At 45.7% G+C, this 12,913-nt stretch carries 15 protein-coding genes; 8 read left to right on the top strand and 7 right to left on the bottom strand.

Going from position 1 to position 12,913, the window contains the following annotated elements; genetic code table 11:
* The first annotated feature begins 108 nt into the window (after positions 1-108).
* From NKT06_RS19755 to NKT06_RS19745, 3 genes are all read left to right on the top strand, one after another.
* The gene (locus tag NKT06_RS19755; protein WP_253438342.1) at positions 109-549 is read left to right on the top strand and encodes a MarR family winged helix-turn-helix transcriptional regulator; all 441 of its coding nucleotides are present in this window, start codon (positions 109-111) and stop codon (positions 547-549) included.
* Between the two features lie 276 nt (positions 550-825).
* On the top strand, positions 826-1,272 hold the full coding sequence (locus NKT06_RS19750; RefSeq protein WP_253438339.1) for a MarR family winged helix-turn-helix transcriptional regulator: 447 nt from the start codon (positions 826-828) through the stop codon (positions 1,270-1,272).
* Entirely contained in the window at positions 1,269-2,780 is a 1,512-nt protein-coding gene (locus tag NKT06_RS19745; protein WP_253438337.1) for a DHA2 family efflux MFS transporter permease subunit, read from the top strand. Before NKT06_RS19750 ends, NKT06_RS19745 begins: the two co-directional genes overlap by 4 nt.
* A 107-nt stretch (positions 2,781-2,887) precedes the next feature.
* Here the strand turns inward: NKT06_RS19745 and NKT06_RS19740 are convergent, their stop codons facing one another.
* The 3 genes from NKT06_RS19740 to NKT06_RS19730 form a co-directional block, all read right to left on the bottom strand.
* Positions 2,888-3,232 (bottom strand): MGMT family protein, encoded by a 345-nt coding sequence (locus NKT06_RS19740; protein ID WP_253438335.1) that lies wholly within the window; start codon positions 3,230-3,232, stop codon positions 2,888-2,890.
* 300 nt (positions 3,233-3,532) lie between these two features.
* On the bottom strand, positions 3,533-4,264 hold the full coding sequence (locus tag NKT06_RS19735) for an RluA family pseudouridine synthase (protein WP_253438333.1): 732 nt from the start codon (positions 4,262-4,264) through the stop codon (positions 3,533-3,535).
* A 2-nt stretch (positions 4,265-4,266) separates the two neighbouring features.
* The gene (locus NKT06_RS19730; RefSeq protein ID WP_017687801.1) at positions 4,267-5,130 is read right to left on the bottom strand and encodes a class I SAM-dependent methyltransferase; all 864 of its coding nucleotides are present in this window, start codon (positions 5,128-5,130) and stop codon (positions 4,267-4,269) included.
* A 295-nt stretch (positions 5,131-5,425) separates the two neighbouring features.
* On the opposite strand from NKT06_RS19730, the gene NKT06_RS19725 reads away from it, so the two are divergent.
* From NKT06_RS19725 to NKT06_RS19715, 3 genes are read left to right on the top strand one after another with little or no spacing between them, the layout of a single operon-like run.
* Positions 5,426-5,878 carry a flavodoxin gene (locus tag NKT06_RS19725; RefSeq protein ID WP_017687802.1) on the top strand — a complete coding sequence of 151 codons (453 nt, stop codon included), beginning with the start codon at positions 5,426-5,428 and terminating at the stop codon, positions 5,876-5,878.
* A gap of 5 nt (positions 5,879-5,883) precedes the next feature.
* A complete protein-coding gene (locus NKT06_RS19720) occupies positions 5,884-6,690 on the top strand; it encodes a hypothetical protein (RefSeq protein WP_253438331.1) in 807 nt (268 codons plus the stop codon).
* Positions 6,691-6,742: 52 nt separating this feature from the next.
* Entirely contained in the window at positions 6,743-7,309 is a 567-nt protein-coding gene (locus NKT06_RS19715; RefSeq protein ID WP_253438329.1) for a nitroreductase family protein, read from the top strand.
* 21 nt (positions 7,310-7,330) lie between these two features.
* Here the strand turns inward: NKT06_RS19715 and NKT06_RS19710 are convergent, their stop codons facing one another.
* Together NKT06_RS19710 and NKT06_RS19705 are read right to left on the bottom strand one after the other, a co-directional pair.
* Complete coding sequence (locus NKT06_RS19710; protein WP_253438327.1) at positions 7,331-8,788, bottom strand: 4-hydroxyphenylacetate 3-hydroxylase family protein; 1,458 nt, start codon at positions 8,786-8,788, stop codon at positions 7,331-7,333.
* A gap of 204 nt (positions 8,789-8,992) precedes the next feature.
* A complete protein-coding gene (locus tag NKT06_RS19705) occupies positions 8,993-9,145 on the bottom strand; it encodes a DUF1540 domain-containing protein (protein ID WP_074095586.1) in 153 nt (50 codons plus the stop codon).
* A gap of 317 nt (positions 9,146-9,462) precedes the next feature.
* Here NKT06_RS19705 and NKT06_RS19700 point away from each other — a divergent pair, with 317 nt between their 5' ends.
* Complete coding sequence (locus NKT06_RS19700; RefSeq protein ID WP_253438325.1) at positions 9,463-9,660, top strand: ATP-binding protein; 198 nt, start codon at positions 9,463-9,465, stop codon at positions 9,658-9,660.
* 122 nt (positions 9,661-9,782) lie between these two features.
* Here the strand turns inward: NKT06_RS19700 and NKT06_RS19695 are convergent, their stop codons facing one another.
* Together NKT06_RS19695 and NKT06_RS19690 are read right to left on the bottom strand one after the other, a co-directional pair.
* Positions 9,783-11,249, bottom strand: coding sequence for a HAMP domain-containing sensor histidine kinase (locus NKT06_RS19695; RefSeq protein ID WP_253438323.1), 1,467 nt, complete (start codon positions 11,247-11,249; stop codon positions 9,783-9,785).
* The gene (locus NKT06_RS19690) at positions 11,234-11,920 is read right to left on the bottom strand and encodes a response regulator transcription factor (protein WP_036613325.1); all 687 of its coding nucleotides are present in this window, start codon (positions 11,918-11,920) and stop codon (positions 11,234-11,236) included. Before NKT06_RS19690 ends, NKT06_RS19695 begins: the two co-directional genes overlap by 16 nt.
* Positions 11,921-12,113: 193 nt before the next feature.
* Here NKT06_RS19690 and NKT06_RS19685 point away from each other — a divergent pair, with 193 nt between their 5' ends.
* Positions 12,114-12,830, top strand: coding sequence for a YceI family protein (locus NKT06_RS19685; RefSeq protein ID WP_253438321.1), 717 nt, complete (start codon positions 12,114-12,116; stop codon positions 12,828-12,830).
* Positions 12,831-12,913: the final 83 nt, after the last annotated feature.

Raw genomic sequence — 12,913 nt, 5'->3', positions numbered from 1 at the left:
TACGGTCGATCGCTAGGAAAATGAAAAAAGGCAGCAGGAATGCGGCTTTGGAGGGCGAAAACTTAAGCAGGTGAAGTGATAACCGGTTGCAGAGAGGAGCGATGCAAGATGTATAATTCCGATTTTGCCAAGTGCTGGTCCAGACTAACCAAAGATTATAAACTGCATATGGATCAAGAGCTGGCACCCTCATTGACGGAGGCTCAGTTAGCTGTTCTGGAGGTGCTTGAGGATCATCAGAAGATGAAACCTTCGGATCTGATTCCTTATCTGGCGACTACGCCAGCTGCCGTAACCATGCTGCTCGATCGGATGGAAAAGAATGATCTGATTCGCAGGAATCGGGATAATCAGGATCGACGCATTGTCTGGGTTTCTCTTTCCGATAAAGGAAGAATGGAAACAGAGCGGGGGATTACCATCCGCAATGAATTCATGAACTCTGTTCTCAGTAACATATCGATGCACAATCAACAATTGCTGGTATATCTGTTAGGCAAAATGACAACACCCAAAACCAAAGAGCCTGCATTATCTACTTCGGTATAATACAATGCTGATTCTTCTGAATAACCATAGGAGTACCTGCTCGTTTCATGCAGGGGCCCTATGGTTATTTTATTTACAAATTACATATGATACACATTGTGTCCAGGTTAGTTGATGAAAGGCAAGGAAATAATACAGTTTAGTATGTCTCAATATTATTTTCGTGATTTCATATGTAAAGAGTTGACTATGTAAATATTTTTGTTATAATAAATAATTGTTCCCCTGATATTTCGTGTACGAAATATTATATTCCATAAGTAAAAGGGTGAATCAATGACTGATACGTATGAAGTATTCTATATTATCAATTCGTTCCGCCAAGTGAATCAAATGCTCTTTCGAGCATTCTGGAATGAAAACAAGGAGATCGAGTTGACTTCGATTCAGTTTATGGTGTTATCCATCCTGAGGGAGCGTCCTTCCATCGGCATCAACGAAGTGGCTGAGCTATGCCATATGGGCAGCAGTTCCATGAGTGCTGTTGTGGAGCGGCTCGTAAAGGGCGAGTATATCGTTCGGACACGTTCAGATGCTGACCGCCGATCCGTTAAGCTTCAGATTACGGATAAAGGGGAAAAGGTCCAACGGGAAACGCACCATTTGTGGATGGAAAGAGTGTCGCCCATTCTGGATATATCGAAGGAAGATCTTGAGCACCTACTTAGAATTCATAGTCAAATGATTGAAAAGTTACAAGGAAGAGAGATGAACAACATATGAGCACGACTACTGCTGCAGCTCCATCCTCCGCGATGGACAACATCAAGAAAGGCCCGATTGTAGCGGCATTGTTAATTGGTGCCTTCGTGGCATTTTTGAACCAAACCCTGATGAACGTAGCTCTTCCTAAAATCATGGAAGACCTCGCGATCAATGCAAACAAAGCCCAATGGTTAACCACGGGTTACATGCTCGTCAACGGTGTACTGATTCCAGTTACGGCGTATCTGATTGCGAAATTTTCAACTCGTCAAATTTTCATTACAGCCATGACTCTCTTTACCATAGGGACGTTAGTCTGTGGTCTTAGTCCAACCTTCACCATTCTAATGGTAGGTCGTGTCATTCAGGCTGCGGGTGCAGGTATCCTGATGCCTCTGATGACCGTTGTATTCCTGACCATCTTCCCGATTGAGAAACGCGGCCAGGCCATGGGAACCATGGGGATTGCGATGATTCTGGCTCCTGCGATTGGGCCTACACTTTCAGGTTATGTAGTTGAGCACTATTCCTGGAGATTATTGTTCTACATCATCTTGCCATTCTCTATTATTGCAACGGCAATTGGTATTGCTTTTGTCAAAAACGTAACACGTCAGTCCAGACCTAAACTGGATTATCCAGGTGTTATTTTATCTACACTTGGTTTTGGTAGTTTGCTTTACGGATTTAGTGATGCGGGTACCGATGGATGGGGCAGTGCAATTGTCATTGGATGCCTCGTCGTAGGTGCGATATCCCTGATTCTGTTCGTTATTCGTCAACTGACAACAGATCATCCGCTCCTTGAATTCCGTATTTTCAAGTACAATATGTATTCATTAACGACAATTATCAATATGCTTGTGACGATGGCGATGTTTGCAGGTATGATCCTGCTTCCTATTTTCCTGCAAAACATTCGTGGTTTCTCACCGATTGAATCAGGACTTCTGATGATGCCTGGTGCGATATTGATGGGGATCATGTCTCCGATCACGGGTCGCATATTTGATAAGGTAGGCGCTCGCTGGCTTTCGGTTGCAGGTCTTGCCATTACGGCGATTACAACATTTGGACTGAGTCGTCTGGCCATCGATACTACTTACGGCTACATGATGTTTATCTATACGGCTCGTATGTTCGGTATGTCGATGCTGATGATGCCGATCCAGACAGCAGGTCTGAATCAACTGCCTCAACGTCTGAATGCACATGGTACAGCGATGTCCAACACATTGCGTACTGTTGCCGGTGCAATCGGTACAGCCATTCTCGTTACCATCATGAGCAGCAAGCTCAAAACACATCTGGCGGATGCAGTGGCTGCTGGCCAAGTAGACCCTAATAATAAGACAGCGATGTTAGCTGCTACCGCCGATGCAACGATTTACGGTGTTAACTATGCATTCATCGTGGCTACCGGAATGACCGTGGTTGCTTTAATTATGGCGTTCTTTATTCGTAAAACAAAACCAGCTGTTGAACCTGTTACGGTAGAACAGGAAAAAGCGACGGCTACAGCATAACGAATATCAGATAAAAATCAAAAAAGAGATCTCTAGCAGTTGAAGAGGGGTACCCCCTAACTGCCTGAGTTCTCTTTTTTGGTGTGTGAAATATGGGGAGAGTAATCTTATTCGGGCTGGATCGTTGGATCGATAAGAAATACAGGATCGGGCTCATGTCCGAACCGTTTGAGATTAATGGTTCCGTTCAGCTGAAACTCCACACCTTCGCTAATCAGTTCTGTTTCCTGCATCATACGCGAGTGTTCATCCGGGATGGAGATTTCGCCTTTTGCATTGACGACGCGGTGCCAAGGCAGACGTTCCTTGCGGCTCATAGAGTGCAGGATTCGTACGACTTGTCTCGCGGCTCTTGGACTACCGGCATGGGCTGCAATCTGACCGTAAGTCATCACTTTACCTTCGGGAATTGCTGCGATGATTGCAATGACTTGTTTGGTAAATGGGGTCATCAAAATGTCTCCTCTCTGTATCTTAGGCATATAGCTGGAAATATTAAAAAACGTGTCGTTCAGATACAGAATCTGAACGACACGTTGTATGGACAGATCTAACCTGATCCTGTGCACTTATAGAGGTTGTTCAAAAACACCGCTTTTGATTACAAAGGATGCCTATCGGCATCATCAGCATCGAATATGGCATTCAGCCGAAATGTCCGTTGCTCACGTAGCTTTCCTACGCTCCGCTACTCCATTTCTAGCTTCATCCCATCTTCTCGGTACTGAAAACCAGTCTTTTTGAACACGTATTTATATAGGTTGTTCAAAAGCTTTTTGGTACACCGCAGCAGGCCATTCTGCCCAGGGAAACTCTCTTGCAGGCAAAGATTGTAGAATAACTTCTTCTTTGGTAACTGGATGAGGAAAGGCTGCAATCACAGACCATAGAGCAATTTGTTGCCCGGGTTTATTCACACTTGCACCGTACTTCTGATCCCCGTACAGAGGGCAGCCGACTTCTTTCATCTGCACTCGAATCTGATGAGATCTGCCGGTGTGCAGTTCAATATGGACGAGGCTGTAACGGTCTGTCTCCCCTATAACACGGTAATCCAGAACGGCATCCTTACCGCCAGCCGTACCCTTAGGTACAACGGTAACGGTATTTGTGCGTGCATCTTTCAGAAGCGTGTGTTTTAACGTTCCCTGCTGTGCAGGCAACTTGCCATGTACAACAGCCGCATATATTTTACGGAAATGACGTCCCCGCACTGTCTCGGACAATCTCGAAGCTGCTTTGGATGTCTTGGCAAAGATCATTGCCCCTCCAACGGGACGATCAAGTCGGTGTACTAACCCGAGATAGACATTGCCAGGTTTATTATATCGTTCTTTCAGATCTTGCTTCAGCAATGTGAGCAAATCCGGATCACCTGATGCATCTTCCTGGGTAGGTACATTGACCGGCTTCGTAATACCTAACAGATGGTTGTCTTCGAACAGAATCGGAATTGCATCGTGATCATGCCGATGTTCTGACATGATTAGGACTCCCAACGGCCCAAAATACCACAAGGCAGATCCAGACCACTGCGTGTGATCGGCAGACCGATTTCACCTGCGGTAATGTCACCACCGTACTGAGCAGACATCGTCATGGTCAACATGTTGCGCAGAACTGTGGAGGAGATACCCGTGGTGTAGGAGTTAACCAGCATGAATAATGGATTATCCGACAAGATCGTCATACATGACTTCAAGAATGGATAAAGGTTTTCTTCCAGTTTCCATGTCTCGCCATTCGGACCGCGGCCATAAGAAGGAGGGTCCATGATAATGGCGTCATAACGATTTCCACGCCGTTGCTCCCGTTGTACGAATTTGAATACATCATCTGTAATAAAACGAACAGGGCGATCAGCCAGTCCGGATAATTGAACATTTTCCTTGGCCCATTGAACCATGCCTTTAGCTGCATCCACATGCACGACAGAAGCGCCTGCGTAAGCTGCGGCTACTGTTGCTCCGCCCGTATAGGCAAACAGGTTCAAGACAGAAATCGGGCGTCCTGCATTGGAGATTTTATCCATCATCCAGCTCCAGTTGGCGGCTTGTTCAGGGAACAGACCAGTGTGCTTGAAGCTGGTAGGTTTAATGTGGAATTTCAGGTTTTCGTATCCGATCGTCCAGCGCTCGGGAATGGGCTTTTTCATATCCCAGTTACCGCCACCGGAAGAACTGCGATGATAGTGACCATGCACCTGACGCCATTCATTGGTTTCTTGCTCAAGGGGCCAGATAATCTGTGGATCGGGTCTGCGTAAAATCACATCTCCCCAACGCTCCAGTTTCTCGCCGCCTCCTGTATCGATTACTTCATAGTCCTTCCAATTCTTAGCTACGTACATAATGATTTATCCATCCTTCAAAAGTCATTTGGATACTATTGTACAACAAAAAAGGGCTTGTACGCCAGTTGGGGGGCGGGATCATTGGAGGAAGTTATTATATCTGATCATAAAAGGGTGAAGGATGTTTAGCTGTGTTGAAATTCAATGTGTGCCATATACTGAAAAACAAAGATAACCAAAAATTTAATTTGACAATGATAATCATTATCACATATGATTTTGTTAATCCAAAATTCATTCTTTCTTCATAGAGAGAATATTACATGATCCAACTAAAGTGAGGGAAACATAGATGGCTAAATTGTTAGTGGCTTATGCGAGCATGACGGGAAATACAGAAGAAATTGCAGAACTGATTGTGGAAGGAATTACACAGGGAGGCCACGAGGCAGACCTAAAATCCGTTACGGATTGTAATGCATCTGATGTATTGGACTATGACGGATTCATGATCGGTGTGTACACCTGGGGAGACGGGGAGTTGCCAGATGAATTCCTTGATTTCTATGAGGAGCTGGATGAGCTTGACCTGAGTGGTAAGAGAGCCGCGGTGTTTGGTAGTGGTGACACCTCGTATGAGCAGTTCTGTGGTGCAGTTGATCTCGCGGCTGCCAAGCTGCAAGAACGTGGGGCGGAGGTATCTCCAGAGATGTTGAAAATTGAATATAGTCCGCTTGAGCAGGAGAAAGAAACATGCCGTGACTTTGGCAAACGCTTCGCTGCTGCCGGATTACAGGTATCCTAAAGATCATGTTAAGACATAATGTTCAGGCAGCGATGCCAGTCGGAAGGAATGACCTTCCTGGACGTCTGCTTGAAGATTACAGATTGGAAGAAATGCTGCGCAGCCCACACCGATTCATCCGCCCTGAACCAGTGTCTGAGCAGCGTCCTCCACTGCAATGGAGGCACCGTGTACAATATGCGGTGAGCCATGCGGTCAATGCCTTTTACAGTCTCGACCCCGATGTTCGCAAAGAGGTACCCGTACAGTATTTACTTGAAAAATGGTGGCCCAGAAAGGCGGATGGTTTCGAATCTGTTCTCCATTACTGGGATGTGAAGAGCAAGATCACGGATGAATTGTCACTCGCCATTGCAATGAACGATGATCTGAAGCATCCAGCCATTCTTTTTGAACAGTGGAGAACGGAGTTACCTTCATTATCCATGCATTTGTCGATGATATTTCAGGCCGTCTGGCAACCAGAAGGCTGGGATTCGCTACTTATTCAGAAATATATGGTTGTCCATGATCCGAACGTAGTTGAGGCGTTTCAGCATATGGCCAGTGCATTCTGCTGGGAAGCCTTCGGAAAATTACCGGGGATGATTGAGATATACTGCTTGTTGGAAGGACGCAAAATTAGGTACATCCCTGGACGCCAGTCTCTGATTCGTTCCATGGACTACATTCACTTGATACGTGATAGCATGCCGCAAGCGGAAGTGGTGGAGTCAGAAGAATTTACGACGCGTGATAAAGCGCGCATACACGAAGAGGTAGACCGCTGGAGAACGGAAGCCATTGAACCGAAGAAAACATGGTTGATGTGAAGACAGTTGAAGGAGAACGATATATCATGCAGATAGAGGAGGGGAAGTTGCCATGTCTACCGGTCTAAGTCACGATATAAGCAGCGGCAAAAGACGTGCAGGAACTTGCGAATTCAGTCCGTTGCCAGTACCCCAGTCGGTTATACGAAAGTTGCTTGATGAAGCAGATCCTTCATTATATGTGATGAGTTCAGAACCTTGGAGGTTTATGTTGTTTGCAGGCGAAGGACGACAGCTTTATCTAGAAGCGGTCAGACAGAGCTATCCACCCCATCTGGCTGATCGCTACGGCGATTGGGCTACATATCAATACACGGAAGCAATCCCTACCCATCTGGTTGTCGTGGCGCCTAGAAATGCCCGAGAGGATGATCTTCTGCCGGCCAAAGCCTGGAGCAAACGCTTTAGTATACTGGCTGCGGAACAGGGTTTGAATGCGGTTTGGAAGATCAATGATTATCAACAACATCCTGTATTTATGAATTTGATGGGTTTGACAATTGAAGAGAAGGTGTTAGGTGTATTCCATATCGGTTACGGAGACCAGCCTGCATTGCGGGATATGGATGCAAGCAGACCAGCCTCTGAACTGATGACGGTCTATGACCATCTGGTATAAAAAAATAATTCATTAGTTCTCTTATTGGCTGTTGTTGGATAGAAAATCACGAACGAGCTGACGATTCGTCTGATCTTTGTTGTAGACAGAGTACAACCGATTGGATACCGTAAGGACATTGCCAAAAAAGAATCGTTCGAATTGGGTCTGTCTGCCCCCGAATGATCCAGCTCCAAGCTCCCAGATCAGGCGGAAGAGAGCGTTGCGTTCGTGAGAAGCCATATCATTCCCTTTCAGATATATATTCAGTGAAGGAGCGATATCGGATTGAAACTCTTCTTCCTGAGGGATCATAATCACCCCGCTCGAACCCAAGAGCTGCAGAATTTCAATCATCTCAGGATAAAGTTTCGGAAAAAGGAGATTGGCTGCCATCAATGGTTTGGGTGCAGGTATTACAAATCCTCTTCCGTCTGGTATTGCACCTGCCTCCGCGGCCAAGGCCAATGCTTTTAACGATTCAAGACCTGCGAACACACGTGCAGATTTTTCTATAACATGTGCTTCCGTATTCAGATCCAGCGTATCCGTGAGAAGCTGGATTGTACCGAGAACAAATTCCGTCTTGGCAATATAACGACACAATACCTGATGACCTGCGTGAATATGAAAGTTGCTGCCACTGAAGAGACGCGAGGACATTTCCTCACTTCCTGCAAAAAATATTCGTTCATGCGGAACAAGCACCCGGTCAAAGATGACGATATTGTCCATTTCTTCATATCTGGAACTCAGAGGATAGTTGGTGTGAGATTCGGCAGCGTACGTATCCCTGCATACCAGACTGATTCCTGGGAGATCATTGGGGACAGCAAAAGAGAATGCAAATGGATTTTCGTCATCAAATGGGGCGGGAGAAGGTGACGGATAGACAAAAATCTCATCCGAAGTGGCAGCTTGTGTAGCCATCATGAATGCACCGCTAATAATGAGACCTTCCTCGGTGCGATCCACGACCTTTGCGGCAATAGCATCCTCAGTAGCATCCAATTGCCCTGACATTTTGCTGGCATATGGCTGAATGAAGGCATGGGATAGCGTGATATCATGATCACGGCAGTACGCATAATAATTTTTGAGATTTTCCGCATATTGCGGAGACAGTTCGTTCAGGAGATCGGCACCTGTGTAAAAGGACATTATGGCTGTATTCATGTAATCGGGTGAGCGACCAAGAAAGCCATGATGCACATTTGCCCAGATATTCATCCCTTCCCGTCGTTTACGGAGGTCGTCGGCACTGGTTGGAGGCAGGAAGGATATGCCCACAGGTTTGCCGTCTGCCGGGGAGGCATACGTCATCGTTTCTGCAAATTTAGGATCAGATTGCAGATCATACATGTACATCTGGGTCTCCATTAAACCAGCAAATGCTACATGTTCAGAGCGTTTTCCAGTAATAAGGTTACCTTTGTACCAGCAAGGGACGGACTGTGCATCAATTCGTTCGCGATACTGTGTGCCACTTTTAACAGGCATTGTTATTCACCTCTTGGTTCTAATCGTTCATGGGCAGACTCATTTCTTACGTAGTGTACGTAGGTGATCTGTCCAATGTGCATTTAAGAGGCGAGAAGGATTTTTATGTAGATTAGGGCTTGATAATAATTATCATTCTTGTTACAATAGACAAAGAAAAAAGGAACCGGTAAGGGTTCCTTCAAGTGGATCACATGAAATTACTTATTTTACTTCAAAAGTCTTACAGTCTGTTTCAGCAGACTGACTTGCTTCTTTGGAACTGTGGCTCACGATGTAGATCGAAGAAGCGTTACATTTGTTCTCTTGAGCCCAGTGACGACAGGAATTAACTTCACACAATACGTCTTTTGCCATGATTGTTAACCTCACTTTAATTGGATTACATTCGTTGGTATAAAGAATCCAGAGATAGCAAGTTGCCGCTTGCAAATCTGGAAATTTGTTGCTCTCACGAAATTTAGAGGGCTTTTTTGCGTTATACACAACGATGCATATTTAGAATAGCAAATTTTATTGAAGCTTGCAACCAATGACTTCCTCCTGTGGCAGAATAGTGGACGTGCTGTGGTTATATTTGCAAAAAAGGCAGCAAAACATTAACGGCATCACATCTGGCGGAGCGCCTTGATCTGCCATTGGTTCTCGTGAGATTCGATGGGGACAGTATTTTGGTGGCTGCAACGAATCTGGAAACCCAACTGGATCATGCCATATGGCGGCGTTTTGATACAAAGATGACCTATGGAATGCCTGATGATTCAAGTCGCAGATTGTATATCAGCAAGTTGGTGGGGGCATTTGAACAGGAGAGCCGGCTGGAAGATTACATATGTGAACGCCTAGCAGGGTGCAGTACACTTCATAAGTAACTGATCTCGGATGCGTACGATGAATACAGGCCACGTGTCTTAGAGTGTTGACTGAAAAAACGCTGAAATAGCCCAGTCTCCTGAATGGAATTCTGGGCTATTTGTCATGTTAGCATGCTGCGTTACACTTTAACGGCTGCTCCGTATGCTTTTTCTGTATTCATGGCTTCTTGAGTTGCAGTCCAGCGTGGAAGGCTCAATCTGAACGTGCTCCCTTCCGGACTACTGGAGACAAGTGTCAGTTCACCGCCTTGTTCCTGAGCGAGTAACCGGCTATATGTTAAGCCTAGACCCAGGCCACGGTTACGACGTTTCTTGAGCTCTCCACGATAGAAGCGTTCGAAGATCTTGGGTTGGTCTTCGGCCGCGATGCCTGTGCCGTTGTCCTTGACATCAACATACAGCATCTGTCCTTCTGCGCGTAGATAAATATCGAAGACAGCCTTTTGTTCAGGAGCTGTGGCATGAAGTGCGTTATTGAGCAAATTAACAATGATCTGCTGAATGCGGAGAGCATCCCCCAGGGTAAAGAAGTTGACTGGTGGGGTGTGCAGCTGAACCTCTGGCAGTTTGTCCTCATACGCAATCTTCCACTGATAGATGATCTCACCGACCAAAAGCTTCAGATCCGTCCGTTCCTTGCGAACGGTAACACTTCCTGCAGCCATGGCGTTATAGTCAAGCAAATCTGCGACCATACGCTCCATGCGTTCAGATTCCTTCAAAGCGATATCCAAAAATTCTTTCCCTTCCTGTGGACTCACGACATCGTCACGTACTGCCATAACGAGCCCCTTGATGGAAGTTACCGGTGTCTTGAGTTCATGACTTACCCCTGCCAGCGAAAGTGTGCGCCATTCTTCGAGTTGTTGGAGACGAGAGGCCATATCGCGGAATGAATTAACAAGTTCATTGATCTCACGCTCTCGTGTATTCAAGTCAAGACTCACATTATAATTGCCACCTCGAATCTGTTCAGCTGCATAGGCTACCTGACGAATAGGTCTGGATAACTTATTGGACAGGAGATAGATTGTGAACCATCCACAGAGGATTAGTCCTCCGAGGATTAGAGCCACGAGCCATATGGTCTCTGGACCAAATGTAATGGATTGTTTGGACTGCATAACCCACACTTTACCCAAGGTTTGATCGCCCTCGGATATGTTGACCGTTACACCTGCATATTTGTTGTTTCGCGGTTCAAGATAGTCGTCTGACAGTCGATACTGCACATCTTTTTGTTCCATTTTAGGCTGGGAAAAGATCAATTGATTGTTATTGTCCAAGATCATCACACAAAAATAATGATCTGTATTAAATAGTTTCTCTCGCTTGGTTACCAATCTGTCCAGATCGGGTGGAACCCGAAGCATATTATTTTCACTGGTCACATGATCGGCAATCTCCAGACCAAGAAGTTCTGCGGTTTTGAGGCTTTTCTCAATGGAAGTTGTTCGAATCCAGTAGAGTGCCCCTGCCGCAATAATCGTGAAACCAATGCATAGAATCAGAAAATATCGCAGTGTCCAGTGTGACAGAATGGATATCGTTCGTTTCGGTTTCTTCTGTTTCAGTTGGCGATCCAAAATTGATACCCCATTCCTCGCAACGTCCGAATTTCTCCCGTCTCTGGCGACCAGTGGGAGAGGGCTTGGCGTAGTCGTTTAATCGATAGATCCACAGCACGGTCACTGCCATCATAGTCCATCCCCCATACCTGTTCAATGAGGTGATCCCTGGTAAACGTACGATTCGGATAATCGGACAGGAAAAACAGTAATGACAGGTCACGAGGTGTGAGTGCAACCTCTGCACCATTCAGCAGCACCTGCTTGGCAGCAAGATCAATGACGAGATTTCCAAAGGAACGTTTCTCTTCGCCACCTGAGGTCCAATGTGGATTACGCCGCAACACCGCATTAACTCTGGCGACCACTTCTTCTGGTACAAAAGGTTTGCTCATATAATCGTCCGCACCGGCATTCAATCCGTTGAGACGGTCTGAAATGTCATCCAGTGCGGTTAGCATGATCACGGGACAAGCACTTTTTTCACGAATAATCCGCAGCAGATCCCATCCGTCCATTCCTGGCAGCATCACATCAAGTAATACGAGGGAAGGCGTGACGGTATCAAAAAGGGTAAGTGCAGTCGGTCCATCTGCTGCATGATGAACTTCAAATTCTGCTTTTCTCAGATAAGCAGCCAGTACTCGTGCAATAGCTTGCTCATCCTCGACGATAAGTATGGATTTCAAGAAAAGCGTTCTCCCTTCATTTCATAAACTTGTACTGATTTTACATGAGCAAGAGCGTAAAGCCAATCCTGTATTACAGATTTGAAAAAAATATCGCACTTGTCGTATCTTGACTTCTTCCTGACACATTCGGTTGATATGATCCATATCAACAAGCAATCTAAACAATCATATAACTGGAGGAAACATACAGATGAACAAGAAAGCGAAAGCATGGCTTATTACAGGTGTAGCGGCGGTTGTCGTAATCGGTGGCGGCGGATACTATCTTAGCAATAGCTACTTGGGGAACAACGTGGAGATTGAGCAGGTGCTTCCTGCGAGCACAGCGACTTCCACAACTACGGTAGATAGCACAGGAACGGCTGTAGCCAATGAAACTGCGGGAGCAGAGCAACTGAACGGAGACTGGAGCATTAGCGAAGGTTCCAAAGTATACTTCTCCGTAACCACTTCGCAGGAGACCGTTAATTTTGTGGACGAGCAAGTAACAGGCAATTGGACTATTAATGTAGACGATGCTGCTCAGATGAAAGCTGAAGGGCAGATCGAGATGGACGGGATCGATTCCGGGAATGGACAGCGTGATGGACACGTGAAGCAAGCCGATTTCTTCGACATTGCGACATATCCACAAGCAACATTTACAGCGACGTCATTTGAAGGGGTACCTGCGGAATGGCCTGTTGGTCAAACGGTTGATATCAAGATGAAGGGTACTTTAACCGTTAGAGGTATTGAAAAAGAAGTAACTTTTGATGCAAAAGCGGCTTATGAGAATAACGAAGTATTGTTGTCGGCGACATCGATGGTAACATTCGAAGATTTCGGAATGGAAAATCCGCATTCGGTTGTACTTTCGACAGAAAATGATATTCAGGTACAGCTTGAATTAAAACTCTCCAAGTAAGTGTAGCAACGATCATATACCTAAAAATCTGTTCTGCTTTCGCCTTCTGGTGGACGGACAGATTTTTTTGTTTCTTACAAATT

Source organism: Paenibacillus sp. 1781tsa1 (assembly GCF_024159265.1).
Lineage (GTDB): Bacteria > Bacillota > Bacilli > Paenibacillales > Paenibacillaceae > Paenibacillus.
This window is presented reverse-complemented; position numbering and strand designations above follow the sequence as displayed.

Bases quoted from the DNA above. Each gene is read 5' to 3' on its own strand.
- NKT06_RS19730 (WP_017687801.1), bottom strand. From the start codon at position 5,130: ATGTACGTAGCTAAGAATTGGAAGGACTATGAAGTAATCGATACAGGA.
- NKT06_RS19725 (WP_017687802.1), top strand. From the start codon at position 5,426: ATGGCTAAATTGTTAGTGGCTTATGCGAGCATGACGGGAAATACAGAA.
- NKT06_RS19735 (WP_253438333.1), bottom strand. From the start codon at position 4,264: ATGTCAGAACATCGGCATGATCACGATGCAATTCCGATTCTGTTCGAA.
- NKT06_RS19740 (WP_253438335.1), bottom strand. From the start codon at position 3,232: ATGACCCCATTTACCAAACAAGTCATTGCAATCATCGCAGCAATTCCC.
- NKT06_RS19750 (WP_253438339.1), top strand. From the start codon at position 826: ATGACTGATACGTATGAAGTATTCTATATTATCAATTCGTTCCGCCAA.
- NKT06_RS19745 (WP_253438337.1), top strand. From the start codon at position 1,269: ATGAGCACGACTACTGCTGCAGCTCCATCCTCCGCGATGGACAACATC.
- NKT06_RS19755 (WP_253438342.1), top strand. From the start codon at position 109: ATGTATAATTCCGATTTTGCCAAGTGCTGGTCCAGACTAACCAAAGAT.
- NKT06_RS19685 (WP_253438321.1), top strand. From the start codon at position 12,114: ATGAACAAGAAAGCGAAAGCATGGCTTATTACAGGTGTAGCGGCGGTT.
- NKT06_RS19720 (WP_253438331.1), top strand. From the start codon at position 5,884: ATGTTAAGACATAATGTTCAGGCAGCGATGCCAGTCGGAAGGAATGAC.
- NKT06_RS19715 (WP_253438329.1), top strand. From the start codon at position 6,743: ATGTCTACCGGTCTAAGTCACGATATAAGCAGCGGCAAAAGACGTGCA.
- NKT06_RS19705 (WP_074095586.1), bottom strand. From the start codon at position 9,145: ATGGCAAAAGACGTATTGTGTGAAGTTAATTCCTGTCGTCACTGGGCT.
- NKT06_RS19710 (WP_253438327.1), bottom strand. From the start codon at position 8,788: ATGCCTGTTAAAAGTGGCACACAGTATCGCGAACGAATTGATGCACAG.